This window comes from Paenibacillus contaminans (genome assembly GCF_003285015.1).
Classification (GTDB): domain Bacteria; phylum Bacillota; class Bacilli; order Paenibacillales; family NBRC-103111; genus Paenibacillus_V; species Paenibacillus_V contaminans.
The window spans coordinates 161,609-185,957 of record NZ_QMFB01000005.1 but is presented as its reverse complement, the minus strand read 5'-3'; the positions used below and the strand labels follow the sequence as shown (position 1 = coordinate 185,957).

17 protein-coding genes are annotated in these 24,349 nt (G+C 52.9%); 8 read left to right on the top strand and 9 right to left on the bottom strand.

Annotated features, from left to right (window positions below):
• Positions 1-167 precede the first annotated feature (167 nt).
• Positions 168-2,375: a helix-turn-helix domain-containing protein gene (locus DQG23_RS11280; protein WP_113030942.1), complete on the bottom strand. Its 2,208-nt coding sequence runs from the start codon at positions 2,373-2,375 to the stop codon at positions 168-170.
• 190 nt (positions 2,376-2,565) lie between these two features.
• Between DQG23_RS11280 and DQG23_RS11275 the strand changes: the two genes are divergently transcribed.
• The 6 genes from DQG23_RS11275 (at position 2,566) to DQG23_RS11250 (ending at position 9,667) form a co-directional block, all read left to right on the top strand.
• Positions 2,566-3,123 carry a sigma-70 family RNA polymerase sigma factor gene (locus DQG23_RS11275; protein ID WP_113030941.1) on the top strand — a complete coding sequence of 186 codons (558 nt, stop codon included), beginning with the start codon at positions 2,566-2,568 and terminating at the stop codon, positions 3,121-3,123.
• A gap of 2 nt (positions 3,124-3,125) precedes the next feature.
• Positions 3,126-4,769: a hypothetical protein gene (locus DQG23_RS11270; RefSeq protein WP_113030940.1), complete on the top strand. Its 1,644-nt coding sequence runs from the start codon at positions 3,126-3,128 to the stop codon at positions 4,767-4,769.
• 232 nt (positions 4,770-5,001) lie between these two features.
• Positions 5,002-6,501, top strand: coding sequence for a sensor histidine kinase (locus tag DQG23_RS11265; protein ID WP_113030939.1), 1,500 nt, complete (start codon positions 5,002-5,004; stop codon positions 6,499-6,501).
• Positions 6,479-7,174 carry a response regulator transcription factor gene (locus DQG23_RS11260; protein ID WP_113030938.1) on the top strand — a complete coding sequence of 232 codons (696 nt, stop codon included), beginning with the start codon at positions 6,479-6,481 and terminating at the stop codon, positions 7,172-7,174. Before DQG23_RS11265 ends, DQG23_RS11260 begins: the two co-directional genes overlap by 23 nt.
• 134 nt (positions 7,175-7,308) lie before the next feature.
• Entirely contained in the window at positions 7,309-8,808 is a 1,500-nt protein-coding gene (locus tag DQG23_RS11255) for an S-layer homology domain-containing protein (protein ID WP_113030937.1), read from the top strand.
• A 142-nt stretch (positions 8,809-8,950) separates the two neighbouring features.
• The gene (locus DQG23_RS11250; RefSeq protein ID WP_113030936.1) at positions 8,951-9,667 is read left to right on the top strand and encodes an ankyrin repeat domain-containing protein; all 717 of its coding nucleotides are present in this window, start codon (positions 8,951-8,953) and stop codon (positions 9,665-9,667) included.
• Between the two features lie 661 nt (positions 9,668-10,328).
• Here DQG23_RS11250 and DQG23_RS11245 read toward each other — a convergent pair.
• The 4 genes from DQG23_RS11245 to DQG23_RS11230 form a co-directional block, all read right to left on the bottom strand.
• Positions 10,329-11,540 (bottom strand): YecA family protein, encoded by a 1,212-nt coding sequence (locus DQG23_RS11245; protein WP_113030935.1) that lies wholly within the window; start codon positions 11,538-11,540, stop codon positions 10,329-10,331.
• A 175-nt stretch (positions 11,541-11,715) separates the two neighbouring features.
• Entirely contained in the window at positions 11,716-13,299 is a 1,584-nt protein-coding gene (locus DQG23_RS11240) for a type 2 periplasmic-binding domain-containing protein (RefSeq protein WP_113030934.1), read from the bottom strand.
• Positions 13,300-13,375: 76 nt separating this feature from the next.
• Positions 13,376-14,251: a radical SAM/SPASM domain-containing protein gene (locus DQG23_RS11235; protein WP_113030933.1), complete on the bottom strand. Its 876-nt coding sequence runs from the start codon at positions 14,249-14,251 to the stop codon at positions 13,376-13,378.
• 346 nt (positions 14,252-14,597) lie between these two features.
• Positions 14,598-16,091 carry a GGDEF domain-containing protein gene (locus tag DQG23_RS11230; protein WP_113030932.1) on the bottom strand — a complete coding sequence of 498 codons (1,494 nt, stop codon included), beginning with the start codon at positions 16,089-16,091 and terminating at the stop codon, positions 14,598-14,600.
• Positions 16,092-16,300: 209 nt separating this feature from the next.
• On the opposite strand from DQG23_RS11230, the gene DQG23_RS11225 reads away from it, so the two are divergent.
• Positions 16,301-16,549 (top strand): hypothetical protein, encoded by a 249-nt coding sequence (locus tag DQG23_RS11225; protein WP_146762290.1) that lies wholly within the window; start codon positions 16,301-16,303, stop codon positions 16,547-16,549.
• A gap of 66 nt (positions 16,550-16,615) precedes the next feature.
• Here DQG23_RS11225 and DQG23_RS11220 read toward each other — a convergent pair whose 3' ends face one another.
• From DQG23_RS11220 to DQG23_RS11205, 4 genes are all read right to left on the bottom strand, one after another.
• Complete coding sequence (locus tag DQG23_RS11220; protein ID WP_113030930.1) at positions 16,616-17,071, bottom strand: hypothetical protein; 456 nt, start codon at positions 17,069-17,071, stop codon at positions 16,616-16,618.
• Between the two features lie 270 nt (positions 17,072-17,341).
• Entirely contained in the window at positions 17,342-19,168 is a 1,827-nt protein-coding gene (locus tag DQG23_RS11215; RefSeq protein ID WP_113030929.1) for an ABC transporter substrate-binding protein, read from the bottom strand.
• A gap of 136 nt (positions 19,169-19,304) precedes the next feature.
• Complete coding sequence (locus DQG23_RS11210; protein WP_113030928.1) at positions 19,305-20,813, bottom strand: ABC transporter permease; 1,509 nt, start codon at positions 20,811-20,813, stop codon at positions 19,305-19,307.
• A gap of 12 nt (positions 20,814-20,825) precedes the next feature.
• Positions 20,826-22,268 (bottom strand): ABC transporter permease, encoded by a 1,443-nt coding sequence (locus DQG23_RS11205; protein WP_420330224.1) that lies wholly within the window; start codon positions 22,266-22,268, stop codon positions 20,826-20,828.
• Positions 22,269-22,487: 219 nt separating this feature from the next.
• Here DQG23_RS11205 and DQG23_RS11200 point away from each other — a divergent pair, with 219 nt between their 5' ends.
• Positions 22,488-24,224, top strand: a complete 1,737-nt coding sequence (locus DQG23_RS11200; RefSeq protein WP_113030927.1) for an ABC transporter ATP-binding protein — start codon at positions 22,488-22,490, stop codon at positions 24,222-24,224.
• Positions 24,225-24,349 lie beyond the last annotated feature (125 nt).

Genomic DNA, 24,349 nt, shown 5'->3' with positions numbered 1-24,349 from the left:
CCGAATATGTGGTAAACCGTTTTTGCAAAAGCTCCGTGGTTTGCGGCCGACAGTCGATGCGTATCGCCCAGCCGCGCGCCGGGAGCTGCTGGAATTTTGCAGTTTGTATAATAGCCAATCGCTTCGAGTCACTGCGGGTTGCGAGCGGCGGGGCCTTCGTTCCGTCCTCAACCGGTCGATTCCGCTTTGCGGTACATGCCGGGGGTCATGCCGACGCTTCTCTTGAACACGCGGATGAACGCGATCGCCGTCGTGTATCCGACCGTTTCGGCAATGTCCTGGATGGAGCCGTCCGTTTCGGTCAGCAGCCGTTTGGCGCCGTTCATGCGGAGGTCGATTAAATAGTCGGTGAAATTGATCGAAAGCTCTTCTTTGAAAAAACGGCTCAAGTGGGAAGGATTCATCCCGAATACATGCGCCAGGTGAGTCAAGGACATGTTCGGATTGGCGTAATGCTGGTCGATATAAGCGCGAATTTTGTTCATGGTCGCGGATAAACTGCGGTGCTCGCGCACTTGGACGGACTTCAGCGCAAAATCTTCCAGCACGCCCTGCAGGCAGCGGTCCATCTCGTCGATCGTTTCCGCCCAATCCAGCATGGAGACGAGAATCGGCTGTGCCTCCGACTCCCATAGTCTCCCAAGCGCCTCGGATTGCTCCCACACCTCCCGATGGATGGAGTAAAGCGTATAGTTCATGATGCTGATCAATTCGTCGTGGGAAAAAACGCCGCACCGCAATTGGCGGAAGAGGCGCTCCTGTTGAGACCCCAAGCTGCTGTCGCCGGTTCTGACCGAATGGGCGAGCGGACGGATCATTTGCACGCTTTGGAACAAATCCAGCTGCGGCCGCGAGGCGAGGTCGGCTTCCGTAATGACGCGATTGCCGCCAAGCGAAGATTTGCAGCTGACCCGATGCAGCGCCTTTTCGTAGGAGAACGGAAGCTTATCCAGGTCGTCGACCGAATCGCCAATGCCGATTGTGACCGTAAAAGGCAGGTTGAGCAGCGTCCATTCACGCAGCGTATGGCATAGCAGGGTCAGCCGCTCGTTCAGCGCTTCCGGGTCTTCGCCGGAGGCTTGCGCAAGAAGGCACAGCCGCCCGGACGCGAGCCATTCGCACCAGACGGAGAGGCCTCGCTCCGCGCTCAATTCGCGAAGGCAAGTCTGGAAAGCATATTTAAGCAGCTCCCGGTCGCGCTCAGGATAAACGTCGGCAAAATGCCGCTGCTTGTCGATCTCGGCTACAGCTGCCGACATCCACTCGAATTGCATCGATAAGCCGCACATCTCCAGGCTGCTCTCCGTTTTTTCGTCCGTCCGAAGCCGGCCTTCGAGCAAGTCGAGAAACGCCAGCCGGCGCCCTGTCACCCGATGCTCCTCCTGCAGCTTATCCAGCTTGCCGGTGTTTTCCCGCATCCGTTCGATCGTTTGCTCGATCGCCGTGAATTCGTCGCCCTGATTTCGCTTCGATGTCATGTGAGAGGTTTCCGGCATATCGATTTTGGTCATAATTTTACGGATTGGCGCGTAGTTCCGCCGGCTGGCGATCATGATCCACAATATGCCTCCCGCGACCGAAAGCGCTGCCAAACCGGCGAGCAGCAAAGTGATGCCGGACATCGTATGAACGACGCTTATATATTTGACCCCGCATGTCATCTCCCAGCCGGTATAATCGGACTTGAGTCGCAGCGAGTCGATCGATTCGGCGGCCGTCCCCGTAATCCGGGCTCCGCCTTGATCGAAGAACGTTATGATGTTCATGTTCGGGCCGACCAGCTCCTTCAGCAAAAGCCGGAGATCGTCGACGCGAACGTTGACGACGATGACGCCGCCGTCGAAGAAAGGGAATGTTTTGGCCAGCGAGACGACGGTTCGCGAAGGCTCGGCGGAGGAGCTCGGATACTCGCGCGCGCTGCTCCATATCAAGCGGTCCTGCGTTTCCAGCGCATGGTCGATAAATTCGCGGTCGGAGACGCGATCCCGATGCTCGAAGCTCGTATCGCTGACGAACATGCCGTCGGCTTTCCGCATCACGTATACGGAATCGATCATGGGGTAGCTGGATTTCATATTTTGCAGCGAAACGAACAGCTCATAAGGCGCGGGGTCCGTCGTTTTGCCGCTAGCCATGGCGAAACGCTGAACCAAGTCGGTCGCGAACAGCTGTCTCAACATTGCGTTATCGATCGCGCGCAGGTCGTTGTCGACCGTGCGCAGCACTTGCCGGCCGAACACGTCGTTGGAATGAAGCGTCGTCCTGCGGGCCAGATCGCTGAGCGCGAAGAAAGAAATGAGGATCAGAACGATGGCGATGACGAGAAAAATCGGCAAGTAGGATACTACCAATCGGTTGTACCATTTATTCATCATGCGGCTTGCCCCCTTCGGAACGGATTGATTCGTCTGTCTTGATTTTAGTCGATTTAGCGGCCCAATGCTTTATCATTCCGGTCGGTTGTTTTGCATTGCGCCGGTTTATTTCGACTGGCGTTTGAGTGTTTTCTCAATAAACGGACGTAGTAACTTATAGAGACGCTCAAGCGGAAGAAAGGAGGCAGCTATGGAAATATCGGAGCAAAATGTCGAGAGCGAGCTTAAGCGGCGCAATCCTTACGCTTTGGAGTTTGTTATGGACCATTACGGCGGACATCTTCATGGTCTTATTCAGCGGATACTCGAAGGGATCGCTCATAAGGAGGATATAGAGGAGTGCTGCAGCGATGCTTTTGTTGCAGCCTGGGAAAGAGTGGAGGAATACGACAGCGCGAAAGGCTCCTTGAAAACGTGGCTGCTTATTTTGGCCAAATACAAGGCCCTTGACTATAGACGCAAGCTGCAAAAGCGGGTTGAAACGGTAACGCTGCAGCTTGATCCGGCGTCTCCGTCGGGGGTGGAGGACATTTTTCTTTCACGGGAAGAGTCGCAGGAGATGATAAATGCGATCGCCCGTTTACCGGAGCCGGACAGGAGCATGTTTTGCAAACGATATATTTACTACGAGACGCTTGACCATATCGCAGCGGAGTTCGGGCTGACCAAGAAGGCTGTCGAAAACCGGCTGTACCGCTGCCGGACAACACTTAAACAAAGCTTGGCTCATGTCCTGAAAGGAGGATAAGCATGAACGATTCCAGCGAAAAGACGATGTTCCGTCTGCTCGACGGGCTTGAAGAAGAGAAGCTGAGCGAGCTCGGAGACGTGGAAGCCCCCGGTGAAGGGAAGCCGGATGCCGAAACGCTGCTCCGGATCAAGAGGCAAACTTGGGCCAAGCTGGGAATAGCTCCGGCACCGGCTCCGGCTCAACCGGCCGATGAACGGCCGAACCTGCTCGCCCGACAGCCCTTGCACGAACCGCACGCGGCACCGGCTCCGGCTCAACCGGCCGATGAACGGCCGAACCTGCTCGCCCGACAGCCCTTGCACGAACCGCACGCGGCACCGGCATCGGCTCAACCTGCCGATGAACAGCCGAACTTGCTCGCCCGACAGCCCATGCACGAACCGCACGCGGCACCGGCTCCGGCTCATCCGGCCGACGAACGGCCGGATCTGCTCGCCCGTCAGCCCATGCACGAACCTTCCACGGCTCATCCGTCCGCTCCCCGGCCTGTCCGTCCGTTCCGGCGGCTCTGGCAAGTAGCGATAGCGGCGGCGGCATTGCTTATTCTTGCGGTGGGTCTGAGCTTCACAACGGATGTGAAAGCGGAGCTGCGAAAAATGCTGCAGTTTATTCCCGGCTTGGGCATCGTTCAGGAAGGCGACGCCGACAAGCCTGCGTATGTGCTTGAGACGCCGGTTAAGGTGGCGTCAGGCAAAGGGGAAATAACGGTTGAAGCCGTCATGCTTGAGCCAAACCAGACGATTATTACCCTGCTCGGAACGAATACGCCTCAGATTCGGGAATTTCAGCTGAAAACGGGTGACGGCCGCGAGTATCCTTTTACTTTTTCCACCTTGGTTAACTCAAACATCTGGCAGGGCACCTATTATTATCCGAACCCGATTGAGCTGTCAGCAGCCGAAGAAATAACGCTTCAACTGCCCGATATGGTTATAGGGCCTCTTAAGCTGAAACCGGCGAAAGAATCCGACGCCCTTCAGGAGCTCGGGCATTCGGCCGAACGCGCCGGCATCCAAATCGTTGCCGTAGATACGCCGATCGATGAGGAAACGACGAAAATTACGCTCCTTTCCCGGCTTCCGGAAGGGCGGCAAATCGAGTCCTTCGGCAAGGAGACGATTACCGGCAATGTCCGTCTCGAGCTGCGCGACGGTCAAGGCGCGGAAGTACCTATTCTCGAGGATACCGGCTTTTTGCGTCCAAAGGAGCTCCTCTTCAAGCATCCGTTGCAACGGATTGGCGAATTGACTTTGACGATGCCGTATATTCGCGTCGTCGATCGGCAAGCAGCCGAGCTGGAAGTCAAGCTGCCCGTTCCTGCGGAAGGCTTCGCTCCGCTGAACGAAACGGTTACGCTCGCAGGTTTCCCGGTAACGTTCACGCAGATCGAGCGTACGGACGAGAACAATGTACGAATCGGCGTAAACGTCCATTTCGATGCGGCCGGCGAGGAGACGCTGCAAAGCTTCCTTGTCGACAGGGAAGATCCCGATCTAAAAAGCTATAGCTGGCGGATCAATGAATCGTCGCAGGAAATCGTCGAGCTGAATCTTCCCGTTTTGCCGGGTGAGAAAGAAATTGCGTTTTATTTGAAAGAGCCTCGCATATTGATTCAAGGACCGTGGGTTATTCCGTTAAAATAGCTCTATCAGCAGGCAAAGCCTCCTATGACAAAGCCGTCATTGGGGGCTTTTCGCATATACGGGCTTAGAGCCGATTGCGCGATTTTTCGCTAGACTCGGGGATTGAAGTAATGATAAGATGTCTGGCAAAGTCATGTAAAGCCGGCTATGACGCTGCGCAAACCGAAAGAAGGGTTGCCCGTCCCGCCGCTTGTGTATAATGGAGCATGTCAGGAGAATGAGAGGTGAACCCATGTCCATCCGCTTAAAATTATTATTGTCTTACACCGGAATGCTTGTTATCAGCCTTGTTATGTTCGTAGTGACGGCGCTGCTTTTTACCGTTGTTTCGACAGGGGATATTCGTAATTTCCGCGACTTCTATAAATTGCATTATCAGTTGAATCCGCTGACTGAGCAGGAGGAATCGATTTTCCTGGAGCTGAAATATTTGGCGAAGAACGATCCGGATAAGCTGCAGGACCAGAAGCTGATGCGCGAATACGATTACGAGCTTAGATCGGAGAAAGCCGGCCTTTACGTCCGGAGGGAAAGCAATCATGCCTATGAATCGATCACACATGTCCTGCCGGAGTTTTATCAGGGGCTGCCTCCATACGATCTGAATAACAACCAGATTCGGAGCACGTTTTATATCGGAGAACGGTTTTATGCGTATGCCAAGTTCGATTTTAAATATACTGACGGAGCAAAAGGCAGCTTATTCGTCTTCCGGGAGCGCAGCCCCTTTGTCGGCTTGACGCGAAGGCTCCTGCCCGTACTGACCTTGATTTTGGTCGGCGTCCTGGTTGTGGCCAACGTTTTGCTGTACCGCTGGATAACGAGAAGCGTCGTCAAGCCGCTGAACAAGCTTAGAAGCTTCACGGAGCGGATTGAGGACGGAAATCTTCAATTCAAGCTGGATTTGCATTCGAAGGATGAGATCGGGAAGCTGAATGAGGCGTTCGAGAAAATGAGGCAGCGGCTGCAGGAGTCCGTCAGCCTTCGGCTGCAGTACGAGGAGAACCGGAAAGAGCTGATTTCGAATATCTCGCATGATTTGCGTACGCCGATTACGAACATTAAGGGCTATATCGAAGGGATACGCGACGGGGTTGCCGATACGCCCGAAAAAATGGAGACGTACGTCAACATCATCTACGCCAAAGCGGTCGACATGGACAAGCTTGTAGACGAGCTGTTTCTTTACTCCAAGCTGGATATCAAGCAGGAACCGTTTACGATGGATCACGTGGATATCGCAGCGTTTTTGGACGATTTCACCGAGGAGCTGCAGTTCGATCTGGAGAAAAAAGATGTCACGCTCGAATGGGAACGGCAGGCTCATGGAAACGTCGAGGTTGTCGCCGATTTGGAAAAAATAAAACGTACGCTGCTTAATATTATCGAGAATGCCATTAAATATGCGAATAAGCCGCTTAAAGTGATCCGGATTTCGCTTCAGGCGGATTCCGATTGGGCCACGGTTGAAATCAAGGATAACGGCATCGGCATTCCGGCGGAAGCCGTTCCTCATATTTTCGAACGGTTTTACCGGACCGAGCTTTCCCGCAATTCCTCGACCGGGGGGAGCGGGCTGGGGCTTGCCATCGCCCGGCAAATTATCGAGGGGCATGGGGGCAGCATATGGGCTACAAGCGAGCCGGGAACCGGAACGAGCTTGTTTTTTACCTTGAAACGGACAACGAACCAGGGAGGTGCCGGGCAGCGTGACTCGCATACTGATCATTGAGGACGAAACGACTATCGCTCAGCTTGAGCGGGATTATTTTGAACTGAACGGTTTTGCCGTAGAGTTATGCCATACGGGCGACGCGGGGCTGCAGCTTGCCTTGCAGGGGGAGTACAGCCTCGTTATCGTCGATCTGCAGCTCCCGGGGATGGACGGATTTGAGCTTTGCCGGCGGATCAGGGAGGCCAAGGAGGTTCCCATTCTGATCGTATCCGCGAAGAAAGAGGAAATCGATAAAATAAGGGCGTTCAAGCTCGGAGCCGACGATTATGTCACGAAGCCGTTCAGTCCAAGCGAGCTTGTCGCAAGAGCGAAGGCGCATTTGACCAGATACGAGCGTCTGCTTGGCAAGCAGGAGCCGCGCCCCAAGAACGAAGAAATCCATATCCGGGGTATCGTCATCGACAAAGCTTCCCGCAGAGTATTCGTCCGGAATAAGGAAGTTTTGCTTCCGGCGCGGGAATTCGATCTGCTCGAGTTTATGGCCAGCCGTCCGAACCGGGTATTCAGCAAAGAGGATTTATTCGAACGAATTTGGGGAATGGATTCGAACGGCGATATCGCAACCGTTACGGTGCATATCCGTCGTGTGAGGGAGAAGATCGAGATCGATCCGTCCAACCCGCAATATATCGAAACGGTTTGGGGAGCAGGCTATCGTTTTACCGTATAAACGATGTCGTTCAAGGAGAATTAAGCTCTCGTTTATAAATTATTAATAGTTCGTTTCTGGGCCGTTCACATGTATCCTCTATCATGTAGTTGTAGGCAGCAAACAATTACGGAATTCGAGGAGGATATCCAACAATGAAAAATCATAAGCAAAAAATAGCGGCAGTTCTGTTAGCGGCGGCAATCGGTACGACATCTTTGCCTTTCGCGGTGATGAATGCGCAAGCCGCTTCCGATACGAACGCAGTTGCAGCGGTTTCCGCCAATCAAGACCTCAAAGCGGCAATTAACGATCTGATTAAGCTTGGCGTGCTGCACGGCTACCAAGACGGTTCGATCAGGGAACAAAATCAAATCACCCGCGCCGAAATTGCCAAGCTGGTTGTCAAAACATTCGATCTGCAAGGCAAAGCCGAAGGCCAGGCCCTTTTGTCGGACGTCAGTGAGAAGGAATGGTACTACGACTACGTCATGGAAGCGGTCGGACAAGGCATTATGCAGGCGGACAATGGAGCGTTCAACCCAAGCGCAGCGGTAAGCGACGACGAGCTTGTCCAGATCGTATCCAAAGCGCTGAAGCGCGACGTCAAATCCGTACAATACTGGATGAGCCAGCAAGTTTCGGCAAGCCAGTCGGCATCCCGCGGCGAAGCGATCCAACTGCTCCATACGTCGCGCAAAGCGATACCTTCCGAGAACGCGAAAATCAAGAGCGTAGAAGTATTAAACGCGATTACGCTTGTCGTCACCTTCGACGCACCGTTGACGGCTGACGATGAGGCGTTTGCCAAAGCTAAGGAAGACTTCGTGTTCAATGACGGTTTAACCCTGACGAATATGCCGCGTTTGAAAACCGGCTCGATTGCCACATACATCGTTCCTACATCGGTGCAAAAAGAAGGCACGAAGTATAACCTGACGTACAAAGGCAAAAATGAGGGCAGCTTTACCGGCAGCGGAACGAAGCTGGAAATGACGACGGCGAGCCAAGTGACGAACGATACGTTCGAGATCGAAGCGCTCAAGGCGAACGGAGTCGTCGACTACGGCTATATCATTTCCGCATACAGCGGAGGCCGCGGCGCCAATGCGTTCGTGCTGGACGACAATAACAAGGCAAACGGCCAAACGTACCAAGTCATTTCTTCCATGCAAGCCAGACAAGTAACGATTACGCCGGAAGGCGGCCAGCCGATTATCGCGAAATACGTACCGTTTACGCAATCGACGGACGGCAAGCAAGAACCGAAATTCCGTCTGCCTGAAGGTCAAGTTTTGACGCCGGGCGTAAAATATACGGTAACGTCCGATTGGGCTTCCATTGCAAATCCGACTTTCGTTGCGCAAGAAATCGCATCGCTGCAAGTTACGGGCGCCGAGGCGACGAGCGACGTTTCGATCAACGTTACGCTGTCCCAGGATCCGGGCGACGAGCTGTTCTCGGGACGCAGCGTCGAATTGACGGCTCCGAACGGCGATAAGCTTCTTGCTACGTACAAATATTCCAGCCGTAAAGGCGCCGTAGGCGTATTCGATATTCAGAAGGACGGCAAACTGACTTCCGGTACGACGTACTCGGTAGCTCCTGTCGGAGCTTGGGCGACGGCATCGCAAGTTAGCTTGACCGGGAAGTAATGCTGCAGGCGCTCCGTCGTTCCGCAAGGCCATGATGAATGAAATGTCGATTCGACGACACTAGTCCGAACTTATTTCATGGCGGGTTTCGGGCGCGGAGTGCTTATAAATTCCCATATTTTAAGAAAGGTGCTGGTTCGCTATGCTGCGCTTCGTCGTCTTGGCGTTAGTCCTCGTTTTATCCGGGTGCCGGATGAATGTCGCTCCCCTTTTGCACGATGAGGGGCAGCAAGCGGCCCAATCCGCCAAGATGGAGATGGATAAAATGAACCAAGCTTTGCTGGAAGCCGCCGCTAAAGGAGATAAGGAGACGATCGAGAAGCTGCTCGCGGACGGCGCGGACATTGACGCGACGGACGAACGGGGAAGAACGTCGGCTATGATTGCCGTGCACACGAAGCAGCTTCCGGTCTTCAACTTACTGGTCGAGAAAGGCGCGAATATTAACATTCGCGACAGCCGCTCGGACAATCCGCTTTTGTATGCCGGAGCGGAAGGCATGCTTGATTTTGTCAAAGCTTCGATCGCGGCGGGAGCCGACACGAAGATCACGAACCGTTTCGGCGGAACGGCGCTCATTCCGGCCGCTGACCGGGGACATGTGGATATCGTGCAAGAGCTGCTTGCCGCTTCCGATGTAAACCTGGATCATGTCAACAATTTGGGCTGGACCGCATTGCTGGAAGCGATCATTCTCGGCGACGGCGGGAAAAATCATCAAACGATCGTCAAGCTGCTGATCGAGCATGGCGCAAACGTAAACTTGGCTGATGGCGACGGCGTTTCTCCGCTCAAGCATGCCCAGACACGGGGCTATAAGGAGATGGCGGAAGCCTTGAAAGCGGCGGGAGCCAAGTAGTGCTTCGCACACGCCGTATAGCTGCTCCATAATAAATGCATGCCAAGGGGCTAACCCAAAAGTCAATTTTGAGCTTTGAATATCCCGCATCAATATGAATGTTGCATGAAAAAGACGCTTCCATCCACTATTACAGTGGTTTTGGAAGCGTCTTTGCACATCTTTTGGGATTGACTCACTTGGAACGCCCTTTTGAGACAGCGGCTATTTCGATCCTGGACGGTATAATAAGCCAATATCGAATATATTAGCCAATTACCGGAAGTACGAAATAGGATGGAATAAGGTTTGCACTCAGTTAGTTGGCGATCAAGTCTAAAACTAGGGTTGAAAACACGGTTACGAAAGCAAACACGGAAATCGTAACTGTTTGCCTGGACTGAGCGCGTAGTGGATAAAACCTTATTGTTTATGAGGCTATCCTCACTATTCCACCTGTAAAACGCTCGTTCCGACCGAATAGTGAGGCAAACGCCACTATCAGTTTTGTTTGCCTCACTGATAGTTGTGTTTGCCTCATTAACTCGTCCGAACACGGTGTTTTAGTAAGAAACAGTTTTGTTTGCCTCACTAATAGTTGTGTTTGCCTCATTGACTCGCCAGAACAAGGATCATCAGCGGCACGGAGCATGCATGTATCTAAAGCTCAGTTGAAATGCTCCTAATTCGCGCAGCACTTCTTGAACTTTTTGCCGCTGCCGCAAGGGCAAGGGTCGTTGCGGCCGATTTTTTTCTTGGCGGTGAAATCGATAACCTTCCCATTGCCCGGAGGCGCTTGTACGAGCACCTTGCTTGGCTCCGGAGAGAGCTCGTTCGGCGTATGGCCTTTGAGCGCCCAATGCCTTGTATGATTGTGCAGCTGAACGATGTGCTCCATGAACGCCTTCGTCATCTCGAGGCTGCCGATTTCCAGAAACTCCTGCAAATACTGAAACAGCTGATTCGGCGTCCGGTCGTTTTGCACCGCGAAGACGCATTCTTGGATAAGCTCGTCCGCTTCTTCACGCTTTATTTTATAGTTGCCGTCAATAAAATCGACAAAAGCCTGATAGGCCGAATTTCGGTCTACGAATCCCGGCTCGCCTGCAAGCAGAAGCTGCTCCTTGGTGAACGGATAGAATGGTAGCTCTTTTCTGGCTTCCTGTTCTTTTTTGACGTTCTCCGCGTTCGAGGCTTTGCCGTGGGAGTAGCCGGCGGAATCTCCCTTTATGTTGTATTTATAATAGTGGTCGGCGTCTTTAATAAGGTTCAGGTAGTCGAAGATACTCGGAACTTTTTCCGTATGCGCAGCAGCCAGCTCGGCTAGCTGATCGATATTCAGTGTGCCGTAGTAGTAAAGCAGCCCGAAAGTGAGCCTGATAAGCTCCGTGTTGCGGCTGGCCGCTTCATCGCAGGACGCATCGTCGCAAGCGGCAAATGCTTTCAAAACCTCGACCGGCAAAACAAGCACGTTTTGCTCCTTATATTTCCCGGGAAAAAGGAGTCCTCTTTCGGTAAAATAGTTTACTTGGCGCGGTTCCAAAGGCAAGTTTGCGAAACCGCCGCAAGCGGTAATCTGCTTTAGTATGTTATAGCGAGTCAAGTCGAAGCTCAAGAGAAGCGCGGGCAGCGCTTCAATAATATGCTGAGCCAATAAAGCGCTAAGTTCTTTCTTGTTGAGTGCGCTGGCACCTTTAACATCCAAATTGACGCGAATGGCGGAAAGCTCGGTTTTCGTCAACCGCGCGAGAGCGTCGGCGAGCGAAAGAGGCACCTCGATATCGGTCCATTTTTTTTCCTCCGCCTTGTCCTGCCCAACTTGAAAATCTTCGCCCATCTTTTTCAAGGCAACCAGCAGCTTTTTCTGGTCTGCGGCACTTAGCTGCTTATTCATGCGTTCACTCCTTCCAAACAAATGAAAAACCCATCCACACGCTTCGGCGGGATAGGGTAAGTTTACTATAGTATACTACTATAACGAATTTTCGGCTGTATATCCAGACCCATTTCCATGAGACCATGGGACCAGCCGAGCTAAGCATTGCCCGCGAGAGGGGCGGACGCCCGTTTTACCTGCCTTCCTTGGCCGCTTTTATTTTGACCTCATACTGGTTGAAAATCTCGTTTCCTTTGTAATTGTCCAAAATGTCTTTGCGGTAGGCGGGCCAATTTTGCCCCGATTTGTCCTTGAACAGCATCTGTACCTGAAGCTCGTTCTGCTTGGCGCGCATCGCTTCCGCACTGACGCCGAGCGGCGGGGTCAAGGTGGTGCCCACGCTTTCATAGACGGGAATTCCGGTAATCGTGCGATAGATGGTTTTGTCGCGCTCCGTCATTCTCGGATCGATCACGTTCAAACCAAGCGTCTGCGGAGTATTCGGCGTGAAAAAGCTCCAAATGGCGAGGAAATTGCCTTTATTGACGATATCCTCTTCGATTACTTGCGGCTTCAGCGTGATCTCGCTGCCATTCCGGCTGTAATGCTTGCCCTCGACTCCATAATGGGTCAGCAGAAAGCCTTCCTCCCCGCACAGCCAGTCGAGAATCGCGGCGATGCGCTTCAGCTTCTCGGGATTCAGCCCGGCGGCATTATTCGAGAAAACGAACGGATATTCCGGCGTAACCGCCGCCCTCAGCGGCTGATTGCCGAACGGATTAAACGGCACCCACTCGGCCTTAGGGTCTATGGCCTTGCTTCTGGCTTGTATGCTGTTCGCGTTGGAATCGAAGGCGAAATCGACGGTATTGCCAAGCACGATTCCGGCTTTGCCGCGTACTGCTTTATCCACGTAATCGAGCCCCTTGTTCAGAAACCAGTCGGGTTCGACAAGTCCTTTGTCCATAACCTTCAAAATATCGTCCGCTACACTGCCTACGCGCAAATCCATCTGCATATCGACAAGCCGGCTTCCGTCGTAGAACGCAGGGAACAGCAAGCCGTTCTTCACGTATTCCGGCCAATCGGCGGAAATGGCCGTTCCTCCGCCGGAGGTGGTGAAGCCGTAAGTATCGTTTTTGCCGTTGCCGTCCGGGTCTTCATTGGTAAACGCTTCCAGGACGCGATAGTATTCGTCGTAGGTGGACGGGATCGGCAAGCCGAGCCGGTCGAGCCAATCTTGGCGAATGTAATAAGCGCGGTACGAGTTTTTGTCATAAGGGATCGGCGCGCGAAAAAACTTGTTATGAAACTGGTATTGCTTAAGCTCCGTTTCGTTCATCCAATACTTGAAATAATTCGGCATTGTGGCCGGCGATACGAAAAGCGTCATATCCGCAAGCGCGTTGTCAAGCGCATAAGAAGCGCCTCCATCGGGGCTGATGCCGAGCCACACATCCGGCGGATCGTTGGCGGCAAGCAGCGAAGCGAGCCTGGAATTGTATTCGTTCCCCGGCTCCATGGCCGTTACTTTCAAATCCACGTGAAATTTCGATTCGATCGCTTGTCTGACGAAATCGTTCTTGCGATCCGGCAGCACGGCGCCGGCCGGTCCGTTAATGAATAAATGAAGAGACAGCCTCTCGTCTTGAGCGGTGCTCTGTCCGCCCAATTTGTTGCCTGCCGGAAGCCAATCCGTCTTCATCGCGACGAAGACTAAGCCGATTAAAGCGGCTGCAGCCGCAGAGGCAAACGCTGCGTATTTTATCTTGCTCAAGTAAGGGAACCTCCTGTCGGATTCCATGATACCGGATAAACGATTACATGCCGGAACGCTTGATCATTCATTCAGGCTATGTGCCGAATCGCTGTCTGTATCCGCATTTTCTGCATAATTCCTCGACGGCTTCTCTCCGCGAAAATCCGTAAAACAGATTGTTCGCCCGTTCGCTCTCTACGATTTCCGAGAAAGAAGACGTATGAACGTTACCCAAGTTGATGACTCCTTCGCCATCGAGGCAGCAAGGGACGACCGTGCCGTCGACCAGAACGCCGGCTTGCGTGCGCAGCCCGTGACAGAAGCCTTTGCCGTCGTCCTCCGGCGCTTGCAGGCTAGGCCACTGAAATTCGTATTCCTGATTCAAATAGATGTTTTTGGCAATTTTCACCCCGCTGCCCGGCATTACCTTTTCCTCGATCTTGAAGTCCAGGTTGAAGGCTTGCTCAAGAACCTCGAGCGTTTCGCGGTTACGATTTCTTTGCATGTTCGTCACATTGTCCTGATCCAGATTCCACAGCCGGAACGAAATGATGACGTTATGCTCGACCGCTTCCCGGACGAAGGCGAGAATGTTGGCCAAATAGTTTTCGCGGTCGACCGATCCCTCATGCCCGTCGAAGCTATGGAGCGAGAAGTTCATTTGGCGCAGCGCCGGCTTGCCCAGAAGCTTATGCCGGTTTTTGACAATCAGCGTTCCGTTCGTCGTTATGTTGACCTTGAACCCCTTGGCATGGCTGGCGTCGAGCAGCTCGTCGATTTTCGGGTGGAGCAGGGGCTCGCCTTTAACGTGCAGATAAATATGGTTCGTATGCGGCTTGATTTGGTCCAGTACGCGGTTGAATGCATCCAGCTGGATGAATTTCGCTTGCCGTCCCGTTTGCGGGCAGAAGCTGCATGCTAGATTGCAAACGCTGGTAACTTCGATATAAACCTTTTTAAACGTTTTCAAGACGGGTCTCCATTCCGTAGCTGTTGTGCTTGTGAGTTATATGAATGCTGTTGAGCGTGTAACGAACAAGTATAAACGGTTTCGCCGTCCCGAACGCTTTCGAAGAAAGCGACTTCGTAAGCCTAAGATAAGGTCAGGCGTGTTCACCGATAAAATATCAGGCATAAGGAACATGAAACATATAAATGCTGATATTTAAAAAAACTCAAGCAAGAGTTCAACTTGAGCTTTCTTCTATTCTATCACAGGTGACGGCGGCGCTTTATAGGAAATTTTTAAAATCTCATAAAAGTATACATGCTGCCGATCCGTTCGACTTCCCGGTAAACCGGGGCGTAACGGACGATTACCCTTGTTTGCTCGATTCGCGATAAAACCGGTATTGGTTTTTGCCTCTTTCCTTCGATTCGTATAAAGCGATATCCGCCTTCTTGCATAAGGTTTCCGGATCGGCGCCATGCTCAGGGAAAAGCGAGATTCCGATGCTGACCGTTACTTTCTCGTCCTTCAGCTGGAACTCTTGAGCGGTAGACGTTACGATCGCTTCGATGATCCTGCTTGCGGCATCCTCGGCCTGCATTTTGCTTGCGGAAGGCATAATGAGAACAAATTCGTCGCCGCCCAATCGGATCGTGATATCCTCCTTGCGGGCGATCGAGCGTATACAGTGAGCTGCGCTTTTTAACAATTGGTCGCCCATGTCATGCCCCAAATGATCGTTGACCAGCTTAAAATTGTCGAGATCGATCATCAGGATTGCGGTATTCCCTTTGTTTTTGGCTATGGTCGAGACCAGCAGCTCATCGAAGGCGGCCCTGTTCTTCAAGCCCGTCAGACTATCGTGGAAAGCGAGGTACATCGGCTTGGCCACCCATCTGGATATAAGCAAAGACAAGACGACCGTAATCGCTAAAATGACGACGAGCTGCCAAGCGAACGTTTTTTTATTGCCGCTTAAAATCAACTGCAAGTCTTTGTCGTTATAGATGATTTCGAGAACCTTGTTTTGCGTCGTCCCCGTGTCGAATTCCGAAACATAGTGGACATAGCGGTAAATAGCCGGCTCATTTTGCCATTGCCCCGTAAATTCGGTCGTTTGCCCCGTGTTGAGCGTTCGCTCGAAATAGGCTCTTCTTTCCTCCGTCAGCTTGCGGCCCGAAGCGTCTTCGGATTCCCCGAACGCGATGCCGCCGATGTTCAATACGTTGACCTCGTTGATCGAAGGGGAGTTTTGCACAAGCTCGTCAATCGTGCTTAGGAAATTGAATTTATTGAAAATATCGCCTTCCTCAAGCGAATAGCCCAGCTCGATCGTGAACTTTTTGTCGCGCGTCGGCATGTAGCTGTATTTTTTGATGGCACCGGACTTTTGCTCGATGTCAATGCCGTCATGGAAAAACTCGCCCGCATTTCTTTTCTCCTCCAGCACCTGGGCGAGCTTCCTGCAGCATTCCGAGAAGTTGATCCCGACATCCCGCGCCATACTGCTGTGCGTAACGACATTGCTGCTGTTGATAATATAAATATCCAAGGAAAGCATTCGTTTAAGCGAAGCGAAATCCCATTCGTCGAAATTCGGATTGCGTTCGTACATGTTCATTAGAAAAAAAGAGTTTTCGCGCATTTTCGTCGCGACATTTGCTCCGAACACCAGGTAAGCTTTCTCAATCGTTTCCAGCGCATATTTGGCCATTCGTTCATACTGACGCACTTGATCCGTTTTGTTATGTATGGCTTGTTCTCTTAACCTTAGATGGTCCGATGTTGCAATGGCAAATGAAATAGCGACAGCAAAAACGATCATGGTAACCGTCAATTTAATTCCGAAACGAAATTGCATCTCGTCCACCTCGCTGCTGAACAAATATCAAATATCTGGAAGGGGGGATTCATGTGGACTATTCCACACGAAGCCATGAAATTCCTTTATTCGACAAGTAAAATATTCAGCGGATCTTTGCTTCCGAAGACCGTGCGATAACGTGCGGAATAAGGAAAAGCCGGCGCGATGAAGAAATATCCTTCGTAATGGAACACCTAGCAGGCTTGATGAACGCGATGACGGAATATACGAAAAGCATCATGCAAGTGACGACCTCAATCGCAGAAATCTCGCATGAAATAAAAGAATCCGCCGACATGGTTCATGCCCAAGCGGCGGCTACGGAAAAAGATTACGGCAAGCACGGAGGAATTGACCGCGCTGCCTCGGCATTTGCTGGATATGGCCAAGGAGAAGGCCGGCGGTCGACAAACCGGCGAATAAATACCAGACATGGCAAGCCCGCCTCCGACTGAGAGTATCTCGGCGCTGCAAAGGGAATACGCAACTCTCGCCAAACGGTGCGGCAGACTTTTGCCGAGTTAAAGCCTGTTCAACGGCTCGATGCGGTAGACCGACTTCTCGCCGGCCGGTCCTTGGTGCTCTCCGTGTATGACCCAGCCGTACGAAAGCGTCGAAGCCAAGCGGCTGCGCTCATCCGCGGTGAGCTTGGCGGAGATCGACTCTTGTCCGGGCTCCAGACCGAGCTCGGCCTCCTCGCCCAAGGCCAGGAGAATCCAGCTGGCGATGCCCCGCAGCGTGTTGAACTTGATCTGGTAGCCGTTGTAGACGGCGTCTTCGAAGGCGGCCGAATCGTTTGCGGCAGATGCGGTCAATTGCTTGTAGTCGAACTGAAATTTGCTCTCGTCCTGAGGCAGCTCGCCTGCATGGATGCGGCGGAGCAGCTCCTCCTTGGGCCAGCCGTATGCGGTTAACGATTCCAGCATGAGGGCGTCCCATTGGGACAGCTTGCTTTGACGGTTCTCGGAAGAAGACATGAATGATCGCTCCTTTTAATGGCGTGCGTGTATTTGTGAACAAAGAGACTGCCCCGGCCGCATTAGGGCGTGTCTGAAAACCCACTCAGGGTCATCTTTCACCGCCTTTTCGCCCCCTGCTTCGTTCCGTTTGCTTGACGTACCCCCGGTACGCCTTCACAAACGCGCCTTGCATGGAACAAAAATTCGGCAAAATCTGCTCCCCTCGGAGTTATCAGACACGCCCTAGCGGCGGTTGAGGCAGTCTCTTTTGATTCTCTTTAGAATTCCTTATTTTTTGCTTGCTTTGTACGCGTTCAGGAATTCCTTGGCTTTGCCGGCATCGGCTTTAAGCTCAAGGCCGGTTTTGACGATCGGGCTGACTGTCGATACGGCTTTGAATTTATTGTTTTTGTAGTAAGCGAGGAACTCGTCTTGATTGATGGAGTAGAGCACCGCTTTTCTCAGATCGGCGCTTTTCGCCACTTCACGGTTTTTGGTGTTAAACAGCAGGTACGAGACGGCGTTGCTCGGGATCGTTTGCAGCGATAGCTTGCTGTCGCCCTTAACGATGTCGAACTTCGTCTCCGACACGCCGTAGTACAGGTGAATCTCGCCGCTGCGCAGCGCGGACAGCGTGCTGTCGGCGTCTTTAATAAAGCGGACTTTGATGTTGTTGACCTTCGGTTCGTGTTTCGTGCCCGTCATGTAAGCCGGGTTTTTGAGGAAGACCGCTTCGTAGTCGTTTTTGTACGACAGAATGTACGGACCGCTGGTAAACAGGGTGTTGTTGTATTTAGCGCCTTCGGTTACCGTGTTTTGGTCGCCGTACGGGATGTCTTTGTTCACGTCGAATTTGGCGACGTCATACGTGTTGATGCTCTCGACTTGCTTCTTGGATACGATACCTGCCGACTGGTGAGCCAGGTAATTCAGCACCTGCGGGAACGGGTTGGTCGTCGTCAATTTCACGACTTGGTATTTGCCTTCTTTGCTGTTTGCTTGCTTCTTATCGGAAACCAGGCCGGAGATTTTGGCGCCAAGGCCTTTTTCCAGACCGGCTTTAACCGTTTCGGAGCTGCCCGATTGCTTGATCGATTCCAGGACGGAAGGATCCGTTACGAGCTCTGCGTTTTTGATATGCTCATGCAAGGTGTACGTGCGGTGGTTCGGCACCGAGTTTTTGTCCTTCGCACGCAGCAGGGAGAAGATGACGTCGTCCGCACCTACGCGTTCGCCCGAATCGACAGCCAGCTTATCCTTGATTTGGGCGAAATTGATGTCGTCCCGCAGGATGAAGTAGTAGTCGGTGTTGCCTTCGGCAATGGCGAAGTTATACGACAGGGAGCCTTCCGGCGTCAGCTTGTCGTCGTCCGTCAGGTTGAGCAGCCTTACATACATGTTTGTATTGATGATGTTGATCGATCCGTCGTTTCCTTTGATCGGATCCAGCGACGTCAAGGTCGGCAGCGTCGATTGCAGGATAATCGGATCTTTCGCGCGTTTCGCGGCATCCTTGAAGTCCAGTTCTTCCCATGGGAGAGAGCGGGATTTCGAGAGCCGTACGGAATCCTTGTTCAGGACTTCCTGATTGAATGCTTGCGATTTGACCGAAATGTAAAGAGGAGCGATATACGCCTTGTCGAATACGAGCTTCTGCTCGAGCTGTTTGTACGTGTCCGTGAACTGCTCTTGCGTCTGCGTCGAAGCTTTTTCGATCAATTCGTCGATCTCCGAGTCGGCCAGGATGCTGTAGTCTCCGCCCGTTTTGAACAGCGAACGCACGGCGTAGTCCGGGTTGCCGGTTACGGTGGTCCAGCTCGACAATGCGATGTCGTAATTGCCTGCGTCCTGCTGCGCCTTGAATGTACCGTAATCCGGCTGAAGGTTCAGCTTAACGTTGAAGCCGTTTTTCGTCAGTTGATCGCGGACGATGTTAACGTCGGTCTCCCCGGAGCTCATAGCCAGAAGCTCGATATCTACCGGATTGCTGTCGACGGCCGGCTGCCCCGAAGGCGCCGGCGAGTTCGACTTGTCCTTGGTTGCCAAAGTGCACCCGCTCATCATTAGCGACACGCTGAGGATGGCCGGGATGAGTAATTTACCCCTTTTTTTCAAGTGAATCCCTCCTGATGAAAATAGTATTTGTTATATGAACGCACATTCATTCATCACCCCCGCATGTTTGGAAACGTAGTAGGTAGATGGAGTATGAATGAGGATTCCGAAAATGTTGCCGGTAAAGACCGAAGGCTTAATCCAGCTTCGGATCGAGCGCGTCGCGGAGCCCGTCTCCCAAGAAGTTGAAGGAGAGAACGAGCGCGATGATGGCCAGACCCGGGTAGATGGCCGTAAACGAATGCGTCTCCAGATACGCGCTGCCGACCTTTAGAATGTTGCCCCACTCCGGGATATGCGGCTCGACGCCGAGGCCGAGGTAGCTTAAGCTGCTGGTCGAAATTACTGCGCCCCCGATGGTTAATGTCGATTTGACGATCATAGGAGAGATGGAGTTGGGAACGATATGCTTGAACAGAATCGCCAGATCGCCGGAGCCGAACGCTCGTGCTGCCTGTACGTATTCGAGCGTCGAGACGAGCATAACGTTCGCCCTCATCGTCCTGGCGTAAGTCGGAATCGCTCCGACGCTAAGCGCCAGAATAAGGTTAACCGTGCTGGCGCCGAATGCGGCGATGATCGCAATCGCCAGCAGGATGCCGGGGATCGCGAATAAGATGTCGAGCGCCCGCATGATGATGTTATCGGTTTGCCGGCCGTAATAGCCGGAAATCGCACCCAGAATGCCCCCGATCACGACCGGAATCAACGTGGACAAAAGGCCGACGAACAGCGAGATCCGCGCGCCGAAAACGATCCGGGAAAAAAGGTCGCGGCCGAAATTATCGGTGCCGAGCGGGTAAGCCAAGCTTGGTGACTGCAAAATCGCTCCGTAATTGTTTTCGATCGCCATTCCGTAATCGAACGTTAGGTAGCTGCATACGGCTATGGACATCAGGAATCCGATAAAAAACAGGCCGAGCATCGAAGTGGAGCTTCTGGACAAGCGTTCGACGACATCGCTAAGCTTTGAGCCTGACGAATATCCTTTGTCGCGCAGCTTGGCGATCAACAGGATGCCGAGGAACAAGGCGAACAAATTGCCTGTTAAGGAGGTGACCAGCAGGATGACGGCTACGGCCCACATCCATTTAGGAAGGAGCTTATCGTCAGCGCGGCGAGCCACCAGCACCAAAGCGATCAGCTGAAGCACGGCCGCTGCCAAAAGCAGCGCCATTCCTTGCAGGAACGTATTGGCGACGTAAGGCTTGAACACGTTTAATGCCGAGACGGCGAATACGAACAAGGTCGTAAGCAGCGTATAAAAGGCCAAGGTGTAAGCCGCGCTTTTCTTACGTTTGATCAGCTGGAATGCTGCACTGCCGACGAATATATTGGCCGTCAGCAAGCTGAGCAGCAGCACGTAGCCTAACCGTCGGGTGGACCGACGCAGCTCGCCGCTGCGAAGCAGGTCCTTTCGAATAAGGGACATTACCGCCAGCTGCAGCAGCCCAAAAACCAAATACGCGATGCACGCAGCCAGAACGGCCGGCCTCAAGACGGCGCCGGATAAGTCGTAGCTGTTCAGCGCCAGCACCAGCGCAATCCCGAGAGAAGCGATGCCGGAGAAGCTTGCTTGACCATATTCCGGGCAAGAGCTCAGCCGGAAGCGGATTTCATGATTGTTTAGTTGAGTTGTTTTCACGGCAGCCACCTGCTAGTATTGTTTCATTTTTGAACGGATTCTAGGATCGAAAAGCGCGTACAGAATATCGATCACGACATTGACGATGGAAATTGCAATTGCGGTGTACACGACGCCTCCCATTATTGCGGGAATGTCCGGGATGAACTGCTTGTCTACAATGTAGCTCCCGATGCCATTGATGTTAAAGACCTTCTCGGTAACGGCCGCTCCTCCGAGCATCCCGCCGAACTGAAGTCCGATGACCGTAATGATAGGGATCAGCGCGTTGCCTACGGCGTGCTTCCACAGGACGTGCCTGCGGGATAACCCCTTGGCTTTGGCGGTCGTAATATAATCCTCGTGAATGACCTCGAGCGTGGAGGAACGGGTCATTCGCGCAACTGCGGCAGTAAGCCCTGTACCCAGAACGACGATCGGCATAATCATGGACAGCCAGTTCTGGGGATTATATGTAGCGGGAAGCCAATGCAGCTTAATCGAGAAATTCAGAATGAAAATCAAGCCTTGCCAGAAATTAGGGATCGACAACCCGAGCAAAGCGATCAGCATGAACGTATAATCGAAAAACGAATTCGGCCGCGTCGCCGAAATAATGCCGATCGGCAGGGCGATGAGCACCGCGACGATCGTGGATATAACCGTGAGTGTCATGGTCACGGGAAATTTATTGGCGATCGCTGTCGTAACGTCCTCATTGCCGGCAAACGACTTGCCAAGATCGAATGTCAAGATACCTTTCAGCGTATCCCAGAGCTGAACCAGATAAGGCTGATCCAGACCGTACAGCTTATTGAATGCGGCGATCTGCTCGGCTGTGGCGGTTTCCCCGAGAATATTGGCGGCCGGGTTCAGCGGCGATATATACAGGATGGTGAAGACCAGAAAGGCGACGCCAAAGATGACGAACACCGTCATGACCAGCCGCTCCAAAATATACTTCAGATAGGCGTTGCTATAGATCCCCATCAGCGCGTACATCAGGATGCCCGGCAGGAAGGACACGGCGAGAAACGCAGGGGAATCAATCAATTTTCGAAACGTCTCCGCCAACGTAACACGAGTTTGGTTGTGCAGCTCCAGATTGGCTTCGAACCGCAGCTGCAGTTCTTCCTTGAACTTCTCGGCGGTTAAACGTTCCGCTTCATGCTCCAGCTGCTTCTGACTCACATGCTGGTTGAAAAATTGATGTTTTCGGGTTAACTGTTCCTTCATTTCCGATAAAATCCGGTTGTAGCGGCCGGACTCCAGGAGCTCGCGTTCCAAGCTTTGCCGCAGTTCCTGATGATCGTTCCGTTTGCGGCGATACAGGTAGACGAGGCCGACGATTACGGTCACGGGTGCCCCTGCGAGCAGCAGCAGGAAGCGATAAGCGGGATGTTGTAACATTTTGGAGTAGATGTTCCCGAGTCGGTCAACGAGACGGGAACCCGTCACGATCGTATGCCCTGTCAAGCTGGTAAGCCCCTTTCTATATCAGTGTGTTTAATTTGCATTATTCCGATTGATATAGTAGATTTTATTTTGAGGGGCGAAGAAAGTCAACACCCCAAACGAAATTTATGAAACAATATTTCAAAAATTTGAAATTTGGTGATACAATTTTACCATGCTGGAAAGACTCATGGTAGATAGCAATTTAAAATAAATCATTATAGACGGCCAGGTGACAACATGGATACGTTATTGCAGGTGAATCAGTTATCCGTCTCGTTTTTTTCTCGCGATAAGGAAGTCGAAGCTGTTCGGGGCGTGAGCTTCGAGGTCCGCAAGGGCGAAACGTTAGGGATTGTCGGAGAATCCGGCAGCGGCAAAAGCGTCACGGCGCGCACGATCATGCGTCTGATGCCTTCTCCCCCATCTATGGTGAAGGGAGGAGAGGTTTTGTTTCAAGGCCAGAATCTGGCTTACAAAACTGATCTCGAAATGGAGGAGATCCGGGGACGCGATATCGGGATGATTTTTCAGGACCCGATGTCCTCGCTCAACCCGACCATGCGGATCGGCAAGCAGATCGAGGAGAGTCTGATCAAGCACCGGAAGCTCTCCAAGTCGGAAGCGCGCCGGGAAGCGATCGAGATGCTGAAGATGGTCGGCATCCCGAATAGCGAAGCCCGATATATGCAGTATCCCCATGAATTCTCCGGCGGTATGCGTCAGAGGGTTATGATTGCCATTGCGCTTGCATGCCGCCCCTCGCTGCTGATCGCCGACGAACCGACAACTTCGCTGGATGTGACCATTCAAGCGCAGATTCTGCACCAGATGAAAGAGCTTCAACAGAAGCTCGGCACCTCGATCATCCTCATTACTCACGACCTGGGCGTCGTTGCTGGTATGTGCGACCGCGTCGTGGTCATGAAGGAAGGCGAGATCGTCGAAACCGGAACGACGGAGGAGATATTCTCCGCACCGAAGCATCCTTATACGATCAGACTGCTTAACGCGCTGCCCCGATTGGACGAAAAGAAGAAGCAGAAGCCGGTACCGAGCATCGCAAGATCGGCTGAGGAAAGTCCGCTGCTGCAGGTCCGGTCGCTGAAGCAGTATTTCGACCTAGGCAAGGGGCAGATCGTCAAGGCGGTCAACGACATCAGCTTCGATATCCGGGCGGGCGAGACGCTTGGCGTCGTAGGCGAATCCGGGAGCGGGAAGTCGACGACGGGACGCGCGATTCTTCGCCTGAACGAACCGACCGGGGGCGAAGTGCTCTTCAAGGGAATCGCGTTGAACCGGCTCAATCGCGGTGAAATGAAAACGATGCGGCGGTACATGCAGATGATCTTCCAGGATCCTTACGCCTCGTTGAACCCTCGTCTTCGCATCGTCGACATTATCGGCGAAGCGCTGGACGTCCACCGAATGACCAGCGGGAAGCTGGCTCGGCAGAAGCGGGTGGAGGAGCTGCTCGATATGGTCGGGCTCAGCCCAACGCATGCGATGCGGTATCCGCATGAATTCTCGGGAGGCCAGCGCCAGCGGATCGGCATCGCCCGCACGCTTGCCGTCGAGCCGGAATTTATCGTCTGCGACGAGCCCTTGTCGGCTCTGGATGTCTCGATCCAGTCGCAGGTGGTCAATCTTTTGGAGGAGCTGCAGCAGAGACTGGGCCTCACCTATTTGTTCATCGCCCACGATTTGTCGATGGTCAAGCATATCAGCGACCGCGTGGCGGTTATGTACAAGGGTAAAATCGTGGAGCTGGCCGAAAGCGAGGAGCTGTACGAGAATCCTCAGCATGCGTACACGAAGTCGCTGCTTGCCGCGATCCCGGTTCCCGACCCGAAGGTGGAATCGCGAAAGACGTTCACCGCTCACATGGAATCGTCGAAGGCGGATCCGTACGGCTTGGAGCGCTCGAGCTTCGTGGAAGTGAAGAAGGGGCATTGGGTGGCGGTCGCCGAAGCGTGATATGGAAGGGTTGTGACAGGCTGCGCGGAAGGCGGCCTGCCACAACCCTTTATGTATTGCAGGTATGCGGAGTATACACATGAAATCCGGCGGATAGAGGGGGTAAGCGAGAAAATGCGATCAGG